Here is an 18139-nt window from a genome sequence, read left to right as displayed (position 1 = left end):
CTGCCTGCGGCCGCGAATGTGAGGAGTTCGACCATGTCTTCTGCCAAAAACACTGCCACCGTGGAAAAGGGCTTCGCCCACGCTGGCGCCAACCTGGTGCGCGACGTCAGCCTGCCGGCGCTGGTGCTGCACCGCGAAGCACTGGAACACAACATTCGCTGGATGCAGGCGTTCGTCAGCAACAGCGGTGCCGAGCTCGCGCCCCACGGCAAAACCAGCATGACCCCGGCGCTGTTTCAGCGCCAACTGGACGCCGGTGCCTGGGGCATCACCCTGGCCAGCGCCACGCAAACCCGAGCGGCTTATGCCCATGGCGTGCGTCGGGTGCTGATGGCCAACCAATTGGTTGGCACGCCGAATATGGCGCTGATTGCTGATCTGTTGGCCGATCCGGCTTTCGACTTCCATTGCATGGTCGATCACCCGGACAACGTCACTGACCTGGGTGCGTATTTCGCCTCGCGCGGTGTGCGCTTGAACGTGATGGTCGAGTACGGCGTGGTCGGCGGTCGTTGCGGTTGCCGCACGGAAGAGGAAGTGGTTGCGCTGGCCAAGGCCATCGCTGCGCAACCGGCCCTGGCGCTGACCGGGATCGAAGGTTACGAAGGGGTGATTCACGGTGATCACGCGGAGAGCGGCATCCGTGCGTTCGCTGCTTCTTTGGTGCGCCTGGCTGTGCAGCTGCAGGACAGCGGGGCGTTCGCCATTCCCAAGCCGATCATCACTGCGTCGGGTTCGGCCTGGTACGACCTGATCGCTGAATCATTCGAAGCGCAGAACGCCGGTGGGCGGTTCCTCAGTGTGCTGCGTCCCGGCAGCTATGTGGCGCACGATCACGGCATCTACAAAGAAGCGCAATGCTGCGTGCTGGACCGCCGCAGTGATCTGCACGAGGGCCTGCGCCCGGCGCTGGAAGTCTGGGCGCATGTGCAGTCGTTGCCGGAGCCGGGGTTTGCGGTGATCGCCCTGGGTAAACGCGACGTGGCCTACGACGCCGGTCTGCCGGTGCCGTTGTTGCGCTACAAAGCCGGTGTAGTGCCGGCGACGGGCGATGACGTCAGCGCCTGCAAGGTGACGGCGGTGATGGACCAGCATGCGTTCATGACCGTGGCGCCGGGGGTTGAGTTGCGGGTGGGGGACATTATTTCCTTTGGTACTTCGCACCCGTGCCTCACGTTCGACAAGTGGCGCACCGGGTGCCTGGTGGATGAGCAACTGAACGTCATCGAAACCATGGAAACCTGTTTCTAGGGTTTGATTCGCGTCCGGCCGTTTTGCGACCGCTTCGCGCTCGAACGCAGGCTTCGCCAGCTGCTACATAAAGCGCGTTCGCCACGCACTTGTAGCGGTTGCCGAAGGCTACGTCCGGCTGCGCAGCAGTCGTGAGCGGGTCAACATGAGAATTCAATTAATGAACACCATCAGCACCCTCGGCCCCAACACCCCGCGCATCGCCCTGATCGGCGAGTGCATGATCGAGTTGCAGCAACGCGCCGACGGCAGCCTGCAACAGAGTTTCGGTGGCGATACCTTGAACACGGCGGTCTACCTGTCCCGGGCCTTGGGCGAGGGCGGCACGGTGGATTACGTCACCGCCCTGGGCGACGATACTTTCAGCGATGCCATGTGCCAGAGCTGGGCCGACGAAAACATCGGGCTGAGCAGGGTCCAGCGCTTGCCCGGTCGCTTGCCCGGCTTGTATTGCATCCAGACTGACGCCGCCGGTGAGCGACGTTTTCTCTATTGGCGCAATGAAGCGGCCGTCCGTGATTGCTTTACTACCCCAGCCGCCGCGCCAATCCTGGCGGCACTGCCGGATTACGATGTGCTGTATTTCAGCGGCATCACCCTGGCGGTACTCGGTGTGCAGGGGCGAGAGAAATTGCTGGAAACCCTGATCGAAGCCCGGCAGCGGGATGCGCGGATCGTGTTCGACAACAACTACCGGCCACGTTTGTGGGCGTCGGTTGAAGAGGCACGAGTGGCCTATCGCAGCGTTCTGCCCTCTGTCGACCTGGCGTTGCTGACCGTCGATGACGAGCAGGCGCTGTTTCATTTTTCCGATTGCGAGGCGGTGTTTGCTGCTTACGAGCAGATCGGCACGCCTGAAGTGGTACTCAAGCGTGGCGCCGAGGCGTGTCTGATTCGCTGTGACGGGGAGTCGTTCGAAGTGCCGGCTCAGGTCGTTGAGCGAGTGGTGGACACCACGGCGGCGGGGGATTCGTTCAATGCGGCGTATCTGGCCAGTCGACTCAAGGGCGGCAGTCCGGTTGAGGCTGCTGAAGCGGGGCATCGTTTGGCGAGTCGGGTGATTCAGGTGCCGGGGGCACTGATCCCCCGAAACTGAAAACACGATGCATCAATCCCGGTAAAACACCTGCACCAGGTGATAACCAAACTTGCTCTTGATCGGCCCGTGCACCACGCGCAGTGGTTTTTTGAAGATCACGGCATCGATGACCCCGACCATCTGCCCGGGCCGTACTTCACCGAGGTCGCCGCCGCGTTTGCCGGACGGGCAGGTTGAATACTTCTTGGCCAGCACATCGAAGGCTTCGCCCTTGGCGATGCGTTGTTTGAGCTGTTCGGCTTCTTCCGAGGTTTTCACCAGAATATGGCGGGCTTGAGCTTTCATGGCAGTACCTTGCAACGGTGGTGGCTATGTTGGTGCCAGCGGGGGGCGCGCGATTATGCCTTAACTCAGTCCGGTTGACCGATCATCGCGCGAATCTTGTTGGCCAACAGGTCAATTGAAAAGGGCTTGGCCACCATGTCCATGCCTTCCTCCAGGAAGCCCTGGCGCTCGGCGGCTTTTTCCGCATAACCGGTCATGAACAGCACTTTGAGTTCGGGGCGGTGCTGGCGCGCGATTTCCGCCAATTGCCGTCCGTTCATTCCCGGCAGCCCGACGTCGGTGACCAGCAAATCGACCCGCAGATCGGATTCCAGCAGAGGCAGGGCGGTCTTCGCGTCTTCGGCTTCATGGGCGTGGTAACCCAGCTCGTTGAGCAGGTCGAGCACCAGCATGCGCACCGCCGGATCGTCCTCCACCAACACCACGGTTTCACCGGCAATGGCGGCCGGCGCCTCACTCGTGACCGGCATCAGGGTATTGACCGGCTCGCAAACGTGTAGTCGCGGCAGGTACAGACGCACGCTGGTGCCTTGGCCCGGCAAGCTGAAAAGGCTGACATGCCCGCCCGACTGCTGGGCAAAACCATAGATCATCGACAGCCCGAGACCGGTGCCCTGGCCGATGGGTTTGGTGGTGAAGAACGGGTCGAAGGCCTTGGCCAGCACCGACGGTGTCATGCCGGTACCGTTGTCGCTGACGGCGATCATCAGATAATCCCCGGCCTTGACCGGTTCCAGGGTGTTGATGTCACTGCTGTCGAGGTAAACGTTGGCCGTTTCGATCCGCAACTCACCGCCATCGGGCATGGCGTCCCGGGCGTTGATCACCAGATTGAGCAGGGCGTTTTCCAGCTGGCTGACGTCCGTGCTGACCGGCCAGACGTCATCGGCCAGTTGCAGTTGGAGCTCGATGTGGTCGCCCTTGGTCCGGCTGAGCAGGTCTTCCAGGGAATGGATCAGATCATTGGCGTTGAGCGGCTTTCGATCCAGTGACTGTCGCCGGGAAAACGCCAGCAGGCGATGGGTCAGGGCGGCGGCACGGTTGGCCGAGGACACTGCCGCCTCGGTGAACCGGCCAACCTCGGCGGCGCGCCCGTCGGCGATGTAGCGCTGCATCAAATCGAGGCTGCCGATGATCCCGGTGAGCATATTGTTAAAGTCATGGGCGATGCCGCCGGTGAGCTGGCCGAGCGCTTCCATCTTCTGTGCATGTCGCAACGCCTCTTCGGCGCGCTCGCGTTCGAACATCTCGTTCTGCAGCCGCTGGTTGGCTTCGGCCAGTTGTTGGGTGCGGGCGACGACTCGTTCCTCAAGGGTTTCGTTGAGATTGCGCAGGGCTTCTTCGGTTTGTTTGCGCTCGGTTTCGTCAATCACAAAGATGTAGAAACCATTGACCGCACCATCCGCACCGTGGCGCGGCAAGTAGTTCATCAGGGCATGGCGGATGCTGCCGTCACGGTGCGGGGTGCTGATGCTGAAACAACAAGACCTGCCGGACAGTGCCAGGGCGATGTGTTCGGCGCGCAAGGCATAGGCCTCTTCACCCAGTACTTCACGGATGGTTTTGCCAAAGAGCTCCTGAGGCGTCAGTCCGTACCAGTCGAGGTAGGCCGAATTGTTCAGGCGAAAGCGCTCCTCGCTGTCCACGTAGCTGATCAGGATCGGCATGGCGTTGATGATCAGTTGCAGCTCGGTCTGACTTTGCCGCAAGGCTTGCTCAGTGTGTTTACGTTCAGTCAGGTCCAGGGCAGCGCCGAGGAAACGAATCGGCCGGCCATGGTGGTCCTTGTAGCAACGACCCCGAGCAAACACCCAGCGCAGCTGACCGTCGGGTTGCAGCAGGCGATACTCCTCGGCGTACTCGGTGCCGTGGGTGATGGAGTGCTTGATGCTGCGAGTGACCATGGCGCGGTCTTCCGGGTGCACCCCTTGGAGGTAGGCGCTGATGGGCAACTGGCTGGCGAGCAGCGGGTCGATGCCGTGCAATTGGGCGAAGTGGGTGTCGGCAATGAAGCGATCTTCGCCGATGTCCCAGTCCCAGGTGCCGACGGCGTCGGTGGCGGCGAGCGCCAGTTGCAGACGCTCCTCGGTCTCGTGCTGGGCCTTGAGGCTGGCGGCCGAGCGCTGTTCGAGTTCGAGGGCGATGCGTCGGCGTTCGTTGGTTTCGATGGCGGTGACCAGAATCCCGGCGACCTGGGCGCTTTCATCGCGGATGGGGCTGTAGGTCAGGTCCAGCCAGAAGTCGGAATCATGGCCGTCGCGCTGCAAGGTGAAGCGCTGTTCGCTGTAGGTCCGTACCTGTCCTTGTAGGACGGCGCTGTAAATGGGGTCGGTAAATTCCTTTAACTCTGGCCAGATCAGGTGCGTCGGCTGTCCGAAAGCGTGTGGATGCTTGCTGCCGGCCAGCAGGGCAAAGCCGTCGTTGTAGATCTGCGTGAGCTGCGGACCCCACAACAACAGCATGGGCATCGGCGAATGAATCACAATGTCCACGGCGGTTCGCAAGCTCTGCGGCCAGGTACTGGCCGCGCCCAGCGGGCTGCGTCTCCAGTCCAGTCGGGCAATCAAGGCCTGGGCATCGCTGCCGGTCGGTGATGCGTTCATCAAGATGTCCTGCACTTAAGTCGGTGTGGCGGCGTCAACTATCCTAAGGCAGTAGACGCTGAATGACCCATTTTGGGTCATTTCTGTTCATTGAATGCTTCGCGGGTGCTTTTTGCCATGGAAATCGATTCGCTGTTGAGGCTCCTGGCCAATCAGGATGGCTCCGATCTGTACCTGTCCACCGGCGCGCCACCCAGCGCACGGTTCGACGGTGTGCTTAAACCATTGGCCGATCAGCCGTTCAAACCGGGAGAAATTGCGGCCATTGCCGAGTCCATCATGGACGCCGAACAACGTCTGATGTTCGATCGGGAGCTGGAGATGAACCTGGCGATCTCTTTGCCAGGTGTCGGGCGCTTTCGGGTCAATATCTTCAAACAACGCAACGATGTGTCGATCGTGGCGCGCAACATCAAACTCGACATTCCGCGTTTCGAAGACCTCAACCTGCCGTCGGTACTGCTCGAGACGGTGATGCTCAAACAAGGCCTGATGCTGTTCGTTGGCGCCACCGACTCGGGTAAGTCCACTTCGCTGGCGGCATTGATCGACTACCGCAATCGCCACAGCAGTGGCCACATCATCACCATCGAAGACCCGGTCGAGTACATCCATCGGCACAAGCAGTCGATCATCAACCAGCGCGAAGTCGGCGTCGATACTCGCAGTTTTCATGCTGCATTGAAAAATACCCTGCGCCAGGCACCGGATGTGGTGCTGATCGGCGAAATCCGTGACCGCGAGACGATGGAGCACGCGCTGGCATTTGCCGATACCGGCCATCTGGTCATTTCCACCCTGCATGCGCACAACGCCAATCAGGCGCTGGACCGGATCATCAATTTCTTCCCCGAAGAGCGCCGGCCGCAGCTGCTTAATGATTTGGGCAACAACCTCAAGGCCTTCGTTTCCCAGCGCTTGGTGCGCACCCGCGACGGCAAGCGACGGGCGGCGGTAGAAGTGATGCTCGGGACGCCGACCATCGGCGACCTGATCCGGCGCAATGAGTTTTCAGAGCTGAAGGGGATCATGGAGAAGTCTGTGGAACTGGGGATGCAGACGTTTGATGGTGCGTTATACGCGTTGGTCGTCGAGGGGGCGATTGAAGAGGAAGAAGCGCTCAAACATGCGGATTCGGTGAACAACTTGCGCTTGCGGCTAAAGCTGCACGCCGAAGCATCACCGGGTCCCCATGCACCACCGGGTGAATGGGGGTTGATGGACTGAGGCCCGCTCAGCTTTGCAATTGCGGTCGGTTGCGGAACTGTTCAAGCGCTTCGGGATTGGCCAGGGCATCGATATTCTTTACCTTCTGCCCGTGCACCACATTTCGCACGGCCAACTCGACAACCTTGCCACTGATCGTCCGCGGAATGTCCGTCACCGCGACAATCTTCGCCGGCACATGCCGTGGCGTGGTGTTGGCGCGGATGACCTGGCGGATCTGCTGTTCCAGTCCCTCGTCGAGTTCGACACCGTCACGCAAACGTACGAACAGCACGACCCGAACGTCATCCAGCCATTGCTGACCGATGGCCACGCTGTCCAGTACCTGCGGGACCTTCTCCACCTGACGGTAGATTTCCGCCGTGCCGATGCGCACGCCGCCGGGGTTGAGTACGGCGTCGGAGCGTCCGTGGATCATCATCGCGCCATGGGGCAATTGTTCAGCGTAATCGCCTTGGGCCCAGACACCGGGGAACTGACTGAAATACGAGGCACGAAGCTTTTCCTGCTGAGGGTCATTCCAGAACCCGATGGGTATTGCCGGAAAGTGCCGGGTGCACACCAGCTCGCCTTTTTCGCCGATCACAGGCTGGCCGTCGTCGTTCCAGACTTCCACCGCCATGCCCAGGCTTTTGCCTTGTATCTCGCCACGGCGCACGGGTTGCAGCGGATTGCTGTTCACAAAACACGAAACGATGTCGGTGCCGCCGGACATCGAGGCCAGGCACAAGTCAGCCTTGAGGTCGCGGTAGACATAGTCGTAACTCTGGGGCGACAACGCGGAACCGGTGCAGAGCAGGGTTTTGAGGCTGCTCAGGTCATGGCTTTCGCGAGCTTTGACGCCGCTGCTTTCCAGGGTCGCGAGGTACTTGGGGCTGGTGCCGAAGACGCTGATGCGTTCGTCGTCGATCAGATCGATCAGGCGCTCGGTGGCGGGATGAAACGGCGAGCCGTCATACAGCACCACCGCGCTGTCCACGGCCAGTGCCGAGACCAGCCAGTTCCACATCATCCAGCCGCACGTGGTGTAGTAGAACAAACGGTCGCCGGGACCGAGATCGCAATGCAGGCCATGTTCCTTGACGTGTTGCAGCAATACGCCGCCGGTGCTGTGAATGATGCATTTGGGCACGCCCGTGGTGCCGCTGGAATAGAGGATGTATAGCGGATGCGCGAAGGGCACGGGAACGAAATCCGGTTCGCCGCCAGCGTCGTAGAAATCATCCCAGAGCGTCACGTTGGCCCGGGTGTAGAAGTCCTCGATGCGCGCCTGTGGCCGGGCGTAAGGCACGACGATCAGTTGCTGCAAGGACGGCAGGCGTTCGAGGATCTCGTTGACCTTGGCGGCCTGCTCGATCTCTTTGCCGGCATAGCGGTAACCGGCGCAGGTGATCAGCACGGTCGGTTCGATCTGACCGAAGCGATCGATCACCCCTTGAGTGCCGAAGTCCGGCGAAGAGCAGGACCAGATCGCCCCCAGGCTGGTGGTGGCGAGCATGGCCACCAGGGTTTGCCAGGTGTTTGGCATGCACGCGGCCACTCGGTCGCCAACGACGACGCCAGCGGCGATCAAGCTATTTTGAAAACCGGCGACATGCTCTGCCAGTTCGGCCCAGGTCAGCTGTTCGCGTTGGCCGTTTTCACCGATGGCCACCACTGCCACGGCATCGTCGCGACGGCGCAGCAGGTGCTCGGCGAAGTTCAGGGTGGCGCCGGGAAACCATTGGGCGCTGGGCATTTGCGCGCCTTCCACCAGCACAGCGTCCGGTTGATCGTGGAAACGGATGTCGAAAAAATCGACGATGGCCTGCCAGAACGCTTCGCGCTGATCGATGGACCATTGGTGCAGGGCAGGGTAGTCGTCGACGTGCAGGTTGTGCCGCTGATTGATGAAGCGCCGGAAGGCCTCCATGCGGGTCTTGCCGATGCGCTTGGCGCTGGGTTGCCAGAGAATGTCGGACATGGCTTGCCTCTTCTTGTTGGTATCAGATCGTTCCCACGCTCTGCGTGGGAATGCCTCAATGGACGCTCTGCGTCCGCTTTGGGACGCGGAGCGTCCCGGGCTGCATTCCCACGCAGAGCGTGGGAACGATCATCTGTGGGTTACTGCGCCAACCACCCACCATCAATATTCCACGCCGCACCGCGTACCTGGCTACCGGCTTCGCTGCACAAGAACAGCACCAGCTCGCCCAGTTGCGGCGGCGTGACGAACGCCAGGGACGGCTGCTTCTCGGCCAGCAAATCATGCTGCGCCTGCTGCGGGTCGACCCCTTTGGCGATGCGATCATCAATCTGCTTCTGCACCAGCGGCGTCAGCACCCAACCCGGGCAGATGGCGTTGCAGGTGACGTTGGTGGTGGCCGTTTCCAGACCCACCACCTTGGTCAAGCCGATGACCCCATGCTTGGCCGCCACGTATGCCGCCTTGCCGACCGACCCGACCTGGCCATGCACCGAAGCGATGTTGATGATCCGTCCCCAGCCCTTGGCGCGCATGCCTGGCAGGCTCAAACGGGTGCTGTGGAAGACCGACGACAGGTTGATCGCAATGATCGAATCCCAGCGCTCCACCGGGAAATCCTCCACCGACGCCACGTGCTGGATGCCGGCATTGTTGACCAGGATGTCCACGCCGCCGAACTCACGCTCGGCGTAGGCAATCATGTCGGCGATTTGCGCCGGGTCGCTGACATCGGCCGGGTGATGGCCAACCTTGCCACCGCTTTTGTTATTGAGCAGCTCGACCTCGGCAATCACTTTGGACGCATCACCGAAACCGTTGAGGATCAGATTGGCGCCAGCCTTGGCCAGGCTGAGGGCAATGCCCAGGCCGATGCCGCTGGTGGAACCGGTGACCAGTGCAGTCTTGCCCGAAAGAGTCGTCATGAATACCTCACACAATGCCAGTGGCGTAGAAAGTACCGATCACCACAAAAACCGCCAGGGTCTTGATCAGCGTAATACAGAAAATGTCTTTGTAGGCTTCGCGGTGGGTCAGGCCCGTGACCGCCAGCAAGGTAATCACCGCGCCGTTGTGCGGCAGGGTGTCCATGCCGCCACTGGCCATCGCGGCCACCCGGTGCAGCACTTCCAGCGGGATGTTGGCGGCATGGGCGGCTGCGATGAAGTCATTGGCCATGGCCGCCAGCGCAATGCTCATACCGCCCGATGCAGAACCGGTGATGCCAGCCAGCAGGGTCACGGTAATCGCTTCGTTGACCAGCGGATTGGGAATGCTCTTGAGCCAGTCGGCCAATACCAGGAAGCCCGGCAAGGAGGCGATCACCGCACCAAAGCCGTATTCCGACGCGGTGTTCATCGCCGCCAGCAACGAACCGCTGACCGCACTTCGACTGCCTTCGGCCAACTTGCCGCGAATCGCCTGGAAGCCGAACACCAACACCATGATGATGCCCACCAGCAAGGCCGCCTGAACCGCCCAGATCGCAGTGAGCTTGGCGATGTCGGTGGTCACCGGCGCGGCCATGCCCGGCAGCGCGAGGCTGTGGGTCTTGCCGTACCACTGCGGAATCCACTGGGTAAACAGCAGGTTCATAATGCCGACGGCCAGCAGCGGCGACACAGCGATCCACGGATTTGGCAGTTTGATGTTGGCAGCGGTTTGCGGCTCGTTGCGCAGATCGGTGCCATACCCTTCCCCGGCGTGCTGCGCCTTGTTGCGCTGGCGCTGGAGAAACAGCATGCCGGCGCAGAACACGAAGATCGCGCCGATCACACCCAGCCAGGGCGCGGCCCAGGCGGTGGTGTTGAAGAAGGTGCTGGGGATGATGTTCTGGATTTGCGGGGTGCCGGGCAGGGCGTCCATGGTGAACGAGAATGCACCGAGGGCGATGGTCGCCGGAATCAGTCGCTTGGGGATATTGCTCTGGCGAAACATTTCAGCAGCAAACGGGTAGACCGCGAACACCACCACGAACAGCGACACGCCGCCGTAAGTCAGCAGGGCGCAGACCAACACGATCACCAGCATCGCCTGACGGGTGCCGAGCAGGCGAATCGCCGCTGCGACGATGGAGCGCGAGAAGCCTGACAGTTCGATCAGCTTGCCGAACACCGCACCGAGCAGGAACACCGGGAAATACAGTTTGATGAAGCCGACCATTTTCTCCATGAACACCCCGGTGAAGGCAGGGGCGACGGCGGAAGGGTCGGTGAGCAGAACGGCGCCGAGGGCGGCAATCGGGGCAAAGAGGATAACGCTGTAGCCACGGTAGGCCGCGAGCATTAGCAGCGTGAGGGCTGCCAAGGCAATGATCACACTCATGGTGTGTCTCCTGGATTGTTATTTTTGTAGGGTGAATCTTTTGTGGGAGAGGGCTATAGCGAGTTTCGTGCCATCCGTGTAAGACATTGAAATATAAATAAATTATTTGTATTTAATGTGGGGGTGCGTATGTTTGTCTCTGTTTTGAGATTTTTAGTGGCCGTGCGGACGCCTTCGCGGGCAAGCCTCGCTCCTACGGGTTTGTGGCCAGCCGATAAATCGCGAACTCCCTGACCTGTAGGAGCGAGGCTTGCCCGCGAAGAGGCCCGATCTACCAATAGAGATCGATGTCTCTTTATAGAGACTCGGCAATCCCCAACGCCACCATCTTCTTGTACAACGTCGACCGCCCCAGTCCCAATCGCGCCGCCGCTTCAACAACCTTCCCGCCGCATTGCGCGAGGGTGGCCTCAATCAACTGTCGATCAAACCGCTCCCGAGCCGCACTGAAAGTCTCCTGCGCAACCGGCTCAATCGTTACTGGTGCGACACGCTCTACCGGTGTGAACGTACCAATCGCCGCGCGGATATCTGTGGCATTCAGCATCAAGTCATCACTGAGCAATGCCGCGCGCTCCAGCACATTGCGCAGTTCGCGTATGTTCCCCGGCCAGGCGTGCTGACCCAACAGCTCCAGCGATTCACGGTTCAATTCGTGCTGACTGCGCAGTTCCTCAAGGATCGCTTCACTGAGGGCCGGCAGGTCATCCAGTCGATCACGAAGCGGCGGGACCTGGATCGGCAGTACGTTGAGGCGGTAATACAGGTCGGCGCGGAATTCGCCGCGTTTAATCGCGGCTTGCAAATCCGTGGAGGTCGCGGCGATCACCCGCACATCGCTCTGGATCACCTCGTTGGAGCCCACCGGTTCGAATTCCTTTTCCTGCAGGACCCGCAGCAATTTGCTTTGAAGTGGCAACGGCATGTCGCCGATTTCATCGAGGAACAGTGTGCCGCCCTGGGCGATCTGTAACTTGCCGGCGCGGCCCTTGCGATCGGCGCCGGTAAACGCGCCGGGCGCGGTGCCGAAAAATTCCGCTTCCAGCAACGATTCGGGAATCGCCGCGCTGTTGATGCTGACGAAGGCTTTGTGCGCGCGCGGCGAAGCGCCGTGGATCGCCTGGGCCAGCAGCTCTTTGCCAGTGCCGGTTTCACCCAGCAACAACACCGGTGAATCAGCGCTGGCACTGCGTCGGGCGCGGCGTTTGACTTCCAGGCTGGCGGCGCTGGTGCCGATAAAATGGGCGAAGTTGTACTTGGTCTGCCGCGCTCGCAACAGCGAGCGGGTAGACGCCAGTTCTTCCTGCATGCTCATGTAGCGCTTGAGCATCGGCGAGAGGCTGCGCAATTCGTCGAACAGCGCAAAACCGATGGCGCCGATCACCACACCGGCGTCGTCGTGAATCGGCAGGCGCATCACCACCAGCGGCTCTTTGGGGGTGTCCTGCATGTCGAGCAAAATCGGCCGCCCCGTGCGCACCACCTCGCGCAACAGACTGCCGGGGATCACGCTTTCGCAGGCCTTGCCGATGGCCACTTCCGCCGATTCCAGGCCGAAGCGTCGGGCATAACGCTCGTTCATCCAGACGATGTTGGCATCGCGGTCGACAATCACCGTGCCTTCACTCGACTGCTCAATGATCTCGAACAACGAACGGATCGCCAGCAGGCGAACGCGTTGGTAGTCCTTGAGGCTGTCGGTGGTGTTCATCGAACGGCCCCAGGATGCGCCGCCGCCAACAGCTCTTTGGTGTACGGATGCTGCGGCGAATCGAACACGTCGTGGCTGGCGCCGCTTTCCACGATTTTGCCGTCCTTGATCACGATCATGTCGTGAGCCAGTGCGCGCACCACCGCCAGGTCGTGGCTGATGAACAGGTAAGTCAGGCCATGTTTTTCCTGAAGTTGGCGGAGCAGGGCGACCACTTGTTTTTGCACCGTGCGATCCAGCGCCGAAGTCGGTTCGTCCAACAGGATCAGCGCCGGTTTCAGCACCAGCGCGCGGGCGATGGCGATGCGTTGGCGTTGGCCACCGGAGAACTCGTGCGGGTAGCGATGGCGGCTTTGCGGGTCGAGGCCAACTTCTTCCAATGCCCGAATCACTTCGGCTTTGCATTCGTCAGCGGTCAACTGGCTATGCACCTCAAGGCCTTCACTGATGATCTGCGCCACGGACATTCGTGGGCTGAGGCTGCCGAAGGGGTCCTGAAACACCACCTGCATTTTCTTGCGCCATGGTCGAAGCTGCTTCTGCGTCAGACCGTCCAGCGCCTCACCTTGAAAGCGAATGCTGCCTTCGGAATCGAGCAAACGCAGGATCGCCTGACCCAGCGTCGACTTGCCGGAACCGGATTCGCCCACAATGCCCAGCGTCTTGCCGCGCTGAATATTCAGGCTGATACCGTCCACGGCCTTGAGATAAGTCTTGCGCTGAAACAGCCCGCCACCGAGGGCGAACTGCACCCGTAGATTGTCCACTTCCAGCACGTTCTCGCGCTCGTCCCGGGGCAGAGCTTCACCTTCCGGTTCGGCGTTCAGCAATACGCAGCTGTAAGGGTGTTTCGGTTCGGTAAACAGTGTTTCGCAAGGTGCCTGCTCGACGATTTCCCCAGCCTTCATCACGCACACTCGCTGGGCAATGCTGCGCACCAGATTGAGGTCGTGGCTGATCAGCAGCAGCGACATGCCGAGTCGCTGTTGCAGGGATTTGAGCAGCAGCAGGATCTTGCGCTGCACCGTCACGTCCAGCGCTGTCGTCGGTTCGTCGGCGATCAGCAATTCCGGTTCGCAGGCCAGGGCCATGGCGATCATCACCCGTTGCCGCTGGCCGCCGGACAGTTGGTGGGGGTAGGCCTTGAGCCGCTCTTTGGGCTTCTGAATGCCCACCAGATGCAGCAACTCGAGAATCCGCGCTTGCGCCGCTTTGCCGGTCAGGCCCTTGTGCAGCAGCAGGGTTTCGCCGATCTGTTTTTCGATGCTGTGCAGCGGATTGAGCGAGGTCATCGGCTCCTGAAAGATCATCGCGATGCGGTTACCGCGCAATTCACGCAGCACCTTGGCCGAAGCGCCGACCAGCTCCTTGCCACGATAGCGGATGCTGCCAGTGGTTTCGGTGCCGCTCTCGGGCAGCAGTTGCAGGATCGAGTGGGCGGTCACCGATTTGCCGCAGCCCGACTCGCCCACCAGCGCCAGGCATTCACCGGGGCGGATGTCCAGGCACAGGTTGCGCACCACGGTCTGGCCGCTGAAGGCCACGCTGAGGTCACGGATTTCGATCAGGTTGTTACTCATATCAACAGTCCGCATCATGATCTCGGATCAAGATCGGGGATCGAAAGCATCACGTAACGCCTCCCCGATAAACACCAGTAAAGAAAGAATCAGCGCCAGGGTGAAAAACGCTGTCAATCCCAGCCACGGCGCTTGCAGGTTCTGCTTGCCTTGGCCGATCAACTCGCCCAGCGATGCACTGCCGGCGGGCATGCCGAAACCGAGGAAGTCCAATGCGGTGAGGGTCGAGATCGCCCCGGTCAGAATGAACGGCAGATAGCTCAGGGCCGCGTTCATCGCGTTGGGCAGGATGTGCCGGACGATGATTTTGCGGTCGGTCAGGCCCAGTGCCCGTGCTGCTTTGACGTATTCCAGGTTGCGTCCGCGTAGAAACTCGGCGCGCACCACGTCCACCAGGGCCAGCCAGGAAAACAGCGCCATGATCCCCAGTAGCCACCAGAAATTAGGCTCGACGAAACCCGACAGGATGATCAGCAAATACAGCACCGGCAGCCCCGACCAAACCTCCAGCAACCGTTGACCGATCAGGTCGACCCAGCCGCCGTAGTAGCCTTGCAGGGCGCCGGCGGCGATGCCGATCAGTGCGCTGACAAACGTCAGCATCAAGGCAAACAGGATTGACACCCGCGCACCGAAAATCACTCGAGCCAACACGTCCCGCGCCTGGTCGTCGGTGCCCAGCCAGTTAACCTTCGTCGGAGGACTGGGCGTCGGTTGATTGAGGTCATAGTTCGGCGTGTCGTCGCTGAAGGGGATCGGCGGGAACAGCATCCAGCCACCGTCCTTGTGAATCAGATTCTGCACATAGTCGCTGCGGTAGTCCGCCTGGAACGGCAGCTGGCCGCCAAACTCCTGCTCGGTATGACGCTTCAGGGCCGGGAAGTAGAGGGATCCCTGATAGCTGACGATCAGCGGCTTGTCGTTGGCGATCAGCTCGCCACCGAGGGTCAACAGAAACAGGCCGACAAACAACCACAGCGACCACCAGCCGCGACGGTTTTTCTTGAACCGCTCGAAACGACGACGACCTAACGGCGAGAGCTTGAACATCAGGCGTTCCTCGCGGCGAAGTCGATACGCGGATCGACGAGGGTGTAGCAGAGGTCGCCGACGAGTTTTATCAAGAGGCCGAACAGCGTGAAGATGAACAGCGAACCGAATACCACCGGATAGTCCCGTGAAACCGCGGCCTCGTAGCTCATGCGGCCCAATCCGTCGAGGGAGAAAATCACTTCGATCAGCAGGGAACCGGCAAAAAATACGCTGATAAACGCCTGGGGAATCCCCGAAACAACCAACAGCATGGCGTTGCGAAACACATGACCGTAAAGCACTCGGCGTTCGCTCAGGCCCTTGGCGCGGGCGGTGACCACGTACTGGCGCGTGATTTCATTGAGGAAGGAGTTCTTGGTCAGAATGGTCAGCGTGGCGAACCCGCCGATCACCAGCGAGGTGACTGGCAATATTAGGTGCCAGAAGTAATCGGCGATTTTGCCCACGGTCGACAGCGACTCGAAGTTGTCCGAGACCAGCCCGCGCACCGGGAACCAGTTCAGCGAGGTGCCACCGGCAAAGACCACGATCAGGAACATCGCGAACAGGAACGCTGGCATGGCGTAGCCGATGACGATCGCGGTGCTGCTCCAGATATCGAAATGGCTGCCGTGGTGCACGGCTTTGCGGATGCCCAAAGGAATCGACACCAGGTAGGTGATCAGCGTCGCCCAGAGCCCGAGGGAAATGGTCACCGGCATTTTTTCCAGGATCAGGTCGGTGACGGTCGCGCCGCGAAAAAAACTCTTGCCGAAGTCCAGGCGCGCGTAACGGGTGAGCATCAGCCACAGGCGTTCGTGCGCCGACTTATCGAAGCCGTATTGCTTTTCGATGTCCTTGATCAGCTGCGGGTCGAGGCCGCGACTGGATCGGGAGGTGCCGGACATGGTTTCGCCGGAACCGCCGCCGACGCTCGCCCCGCCGATGCCTTGCAACCGAGCGATGGCCTGTTCCACCGGGCCGCCCGGTGCGGCCTGGACGATGATGAAGTTGACCAGAAGAATGATCACCAACGTCGGAATGATCAACAGCAGACGCCGCAGTATATAAGCCCACATCAGCGCGGCCCTCCGGGTTTGCCACGGTTGATTTGCTCAGCCGTCATCTGTTGGTTGGTCAATGGCGTGGTGCTTATTTCCCACCAGCTCTCGATGGCTTCGTCATTGCTCGCTTGCTCGTTGGGCCTGCCGAAACGATTCCACCACACAGTGGAGGTGCCCGGCGGGTAATAGTTGGGAATCCAGTAGTAGTTCCATTGCAGCACCCGGTCCAGCGCGTGGGCGTAGCGCAGCATCTCGGGTTGGGTGGTGGCGCGAACCAGCCCGGTGACCAGTGTGTCGACGGCCGGATTCTTCAGGACCATGTAGTTGTTGGCGCCAGGGTCGTTGGCCGAGAACGAGCCGAAGTAATTGAACAGTTCACTGCCTGGCGAAGTCGTGACCGGGTAGCCGGTGACGATCATGTCGTAATCGCGGCTCATCAGGCGATTTACGTATTGGGACGAGTCGATGCGACGGATGTTCAGGTCGATGCCGATCTGTTTCAGGGTGCGCTTATAAGGCAGCAGCAATCGGTCCATGCCGTTCTGGCTGACCAGGAAAGTGAAACTCAGCGGCTTGCCTTCGGCGTTGACCAGTTGATCGCCATCGGGTTTCCAGCCGGCCTGTTCGAGCAAGTCGAGTGCCTGCAGCTGTTTGTCGCGTATCAGGCCGCTGCCATCGGTTTTTGGTGCTTCGAAAACTTTGGTGAACACCTCGTCGGGGATCTGCCCGCGCAACGGTTCGAGAATCGCCAGCTCGCCGGCGTCCGGCAGTTGTCGGGCGGCGAGGTCGGTGTTGGAAAAGAAACTCTGCTGGCGGATGTACATGTCGCGCATCATCTGCCGGTTGCTCCACTCGAAATCCCAGAGCATGACCAGCGCCTGGCGCACTCGACGGTCCTGGAACATCGGGTTTTGCAGGTTGAACACAAAACCCTGGGCCGGTTGGGGGGCTTGTGTTGCCAGATGCGCCTTTTGCAAGCGCCCGTCGCTCAGGGCCGGGCTGTCGTAGCCGATGGAGTAACCGGTGGCGGAAAATTCGCGGTTGTAGTCGTAGGCACCCCCCCGCAGGACCTGGCGGGCGACGTCGGTATCGCCGAAGTACTCGATGCTGAAACGATCGAAGTTGTAGAGGCCGCGGCTGACCGGCAGGTCCTTGCCCCACCAATCGGCATTACGCTCGAAGGTGATGCTGCGACCGGAGTCAACCTTGCTCACCTTGTAGGGGCCGCTGCCCAACGGCGGCTCGTAACCGCCACCATTGGCGAAGTCGCGAGTCTTCCACCAATGCTCGGGAAACACCGGCAAGGTCGCGATATCGAGGGGCAGGGTACGGTTCTGATTACTTTTCAAGTCGAACCGAACCGTCAGCGGCGACTCCACTTCGACGCCTTTGACGTCGGCGAATTGGGTGCGATAACGTAGGCTGCCCTGGGTCATCAGCAGGTCGAAAGTGTAGCGCACGTCTTCGGCTGTGATCGGTTTGCCGTCGGCGAAACGGGCCTTGGGGTTCAGGTAGAAACGCAGGAACAAACCGTCGTCCGAGCGCTCCATCATCGTAGCCACCAGACCGTACACGGTGTAAGGCTCGTCCAGCGAGCGCTGGGCGAGGGGGGAGTAAAGCAGGCCGTCTATCTGTGTGACGCCAATGCCTTTGTCGATGTAAGGCAACATATGATCGAAATGACCGATTTCGATTGCCGAGCGGCGCATCGTGCCACCCTTGGGGGCTTGCGGGTTTGTATAGGCAAAATGACTAAAGCCGGCAGGATACTTCGCCGGTTCACCGTACACGGTCAACGCATGTTGCGGTGCTGCATTCACACCGGTGACGCCCAACAACAGGGTCACGGCAGTGAACAACAAAGTAGAGAAAGCCAGTCGCATTGTCAGCCTTAGAGCCGGGTGGTCAATATCCGCAATTTGTACGCTAGCGGCGCGTCCCTCGCCAGCCGTATCACGTATCCCAAACACAACGGCCCACCAAAAAGGCAGGCCGTTGT

At 60.6% G+C, this 18139-nt stretch carries 13 protein-coding genes; 3 read left to right on the top strand and 10 right to left on the bottom strand.

Annotated elements, in window-relative coordinates:
- Positions 1-33: 33 nt before the first annotated feature.
- Together QK293_RS04820 and QK293_RS04815 are read left to right on the top strand one after the other, a co-directional pair.
- On the top strand, positions 34-1251 hold the full coding sequence (locus QK293_RS04820) for an amino acid deaminase (RefSeq protein ID WP_282375928.1): 1218 nt from the start codon (positions 34-36) through the stop codon (positions 1249-1251).
- Positions 1252-1411: 160 nt separating this feature from the next.
- Positions 1412-2347, top strand: a complete 936-nt coding sequence (locus QK293_RS04815) for a sugar kinase (protein WP_282375927.1) — start codon at positions 1412-1414, stop codon at positions 2345-2347.
- A gap of 12 nt (positions 2348-2359) precedes the next feature.
- Here QK293_RS04815 and QK293_RS04810 read toward each other — a convergent pair whose 3' ends face one another.
- Positions 2360-2635: a peptidylprolyl isomerase gene (locus tag QK293_RS04810; RefSeq protein WP_007898282.1), complete on the bottom strand. Its 276-nt coding sequence runs from the start codon at positions 2633-2635 to the stop codon at positions 2360-2362.
- Between the two features lie 65 nt (positions 2636-2700).
- Positions 2701-5238, bottom strand: coding sequence for a PAS domain S-box protein (locus QK293_RS04805; protein ID WP_282375926.1), 2538 nt, complete (start codon positions 5236-5238; stop codon positions 2701-2703).
- Between the two features lie 117 nt (positions 5239-5355).
- Here QK293_RS04805 and QK293_RS04800 point away from each other — a divergent pair, with 117 nt between their 5' ends.
- Positions 5356-6465, top strand: a complete 1110-nt coding sequence (locus QK293_RS04800) for a PilT/PilU family type 4a pilus ATPase (RefSeq protein WP_282375925.1) — start codon at positions 5356-5358, stop codon at positions 6463-6465.
- Between the two features lie 7 nt (positions 6466-6472).
- On the opposite strand, the gene QK293_RS04795 is transcribed toward QK293_RS04800, so the two are convergent.
- The 8 genes from QK293_RS04795 to QK293_RS04760 form a co-directional block, all read right to left on the bottom strand.
- Positions 6473-8428 carry an acetoacetate--CoA ligase gene (locus tag QK293_RS04795; RefSeq protein ID WP_282375924.1) on the bottom strand — a complete coding sequence of 652 codons (1956 nt, stop codon included), beginning with the start codon at positions 8426-8428 and terminating at the stop codon, positions 6473-6475.
- A gap of 140 nt (positions 8429-8568) precedes the next feature.
- The gene (locus QK293_RS04790) at positions 8569-9354 is read right to left on the bottom strand and encodes a 3-hydroxybutyrate dehydrogenase (RefSeq protein ID WP_282375923.1); all 786 of its coding nucleotides are present in this window, start codon (positions 9352-9354) and stop codon (positions 8569-8571) included.
- Positions 9355-9361: 7 nt separating this feature from the next.
- A complete protein-coding gene (locus QK293_RS04785) occupies positions 9362-10753 on the bottom strand; it encodes a GntP family permease (RefSeq protein ID WP_282375922.1) in 1392 nt (463 codons plus the stop codon).
- Positions 10754-11048: 295 nt separating this feature from the next.
- Positions 11049-12464, bottom strand: a complete 1416-nt coding sequence (locus tag QK293_RS04780) for a sigma 54-interacting transcriptional regulator (protein ID WP_282375921.1) — start codon at positions 12462-12464, stop codon at positions 11049-11051.
- Entirely contained in the window at positions 12461-14044 is a 1584-nt protein-coding gene (locus QK293_RS04775; protein WP_282375920.1) for an ABC transporter ATP-binding protein, read from the bottom strand. The genes QK293_RS04780 and QK293_RS04775 overlap by 4 nt, the downstream gene beginning before the upstream one ends.
- A gap of 27 nt (positions 14045-14071) precedes the next feature.
- Entirely contained in the window at positions 14072-15094 is a 1023-nt protein-coding gene (locus QK293_RS04770) for an ABC transporter permease (protein ID WP_282375918.1), read from the bottom strand.
- Positions 15094-16155, bottom strand: coding sequence for a microcin C ABC transporter permease YejB (locus QK293_RS04765; RefSeq protein WP_282375917.1), 1062 nt, complete (start codon positions 16153-16155; stop codon positions 15094-15096). Before QK293_RS04765 ends, QK293_RS04770 begins: the two co-directional genes overlap by 1 nt.
- Positions 16155-18023 (bottom strand): extracellular solute-binding protein, encoded by a 1869-nt coding sequence (locus QK293_RS04760; protein WP_282375916.1) that lies wholly within the window; start codon positions 18021-18023, stop codon positions 16155-16157. Before QK293_RS04760 ends, QK293_RS04765 begins: the two co-directional genes overlap by 1 nt.
- Between the last annotated feature and the right edge of the window lie 116 nt (positions 18024-18139).

It is taken from the genome of Pseudomonas sp. AL03 (assembly GCF_029960815.1).
Lineage (GTDB): Bacteria > Pseudomonadota > Gammaproteobacteria > Pseudomonadales > Pseudomonadaceae > Aquipseudomonas.
This window is presented reverse-complemented; position numbering and strand designations above follow the sequence as displayed.

What these genes read in the sequence shown, in the direction of transcription:
- QK293_RS04820 (WP_282375928.1), top strand. Translation starts at nt 34, where the DNA reads ATGTCTTCTGCCAAAAACACTGCCACCGTGGAAAAGGGCTTCGCCCAC.
- QK293_RS04815 (WP_282375927.1), top strand. Translation starts at nt 1,412, where the DNA reads ATGAACACCATCAGCACCCTCGGCCCCAACACCCCGCGCATCGCCCTG.
- QK293_RS04810 (WP_007898282.1), bottom strand. Translation starts at nt 2,635, where the DNA reads ATGAAAGCTCAAGCCCGCCATATTCTGGTGAAAACCTCGGAAGAAGCC.
- QK293_RS04805 (WP_282375926.1), bottom strand. Translation starts at nt 5,238, where the DNA reads ATGAACGCATCACCGACCGGCAGCGATGCCCAGGCCTTGATTGCCCGA.
- QK293_RS04800 (WP_282375925.1), top strand. Translation starts at nt 5,356, where the DNA reads ATGGAAATCGATTCGCTGTTGAGGCTCCTGGCCAATCAGGATGGCTCC.
- QK293_RS04795 (WP_282375924.1), bottom strand. Translation starts at nt 8,428, where the DNA reads ATGTCCGACATTCTCTGGCAACCCAGCGCCAAGCGCATCGGCAAGACC.
- QK293_RS04790 (WP_282375923.1), bottom strand. Translation starts at nt 9,354, where the DNA reads ATGACGACTCTTTCGGGCAAGACTGCACTGGTCACCGGTTCCACCAGC.
- QK293_RS04785 (WP_282375922.1), bottom strand. Translation starts at nt 10,753, where the DNA reads ATGAGTGTGATCATTGCCTTGGCAGCCCTCACGCTGCTAATGCTCGCG.
- QK293_RS04780 (WP_282375921.1), bottom strand. Translation starts at nt 12,464, where the DNA reads ATGAACACCACCGACAGCCTCAAGGACTACCAACGCGTTCGCCTGCTG.
- QK293_RS04775 (WP_282375920.1), bottom strand. Translation starts at nt 14,044, where the DNA reads ATGAGTAACAACCTGATCGAAATCCGTGACCTCAGCGTGGCCTTCAGC.
- QK293_RS04770 (WP_282375918.1), bottom strand. Translation starts at nt 15,094, where the DNA reads ATGTTCAAGCTCTCGCCGTTAGGTCGTCGTCGTTTCGAGCGGTTCAAG.
- QK293_RS04765 (WP_282375917.1), bottom strand. Translation starts at nt 16,155, where the DNA reads ATGTGGGCTTATATACTGCGGCGTCTGCTGTTGATCATTCCGACGTTG.
- QK293_RS04760 (WP_282375916.1), bottom strand. Translation starts at nt 18,023, where the DNA reads ATGCGACTGGCTTTCTCTACTTTGTTGTTCACTGCCGTGACCCTGTTG.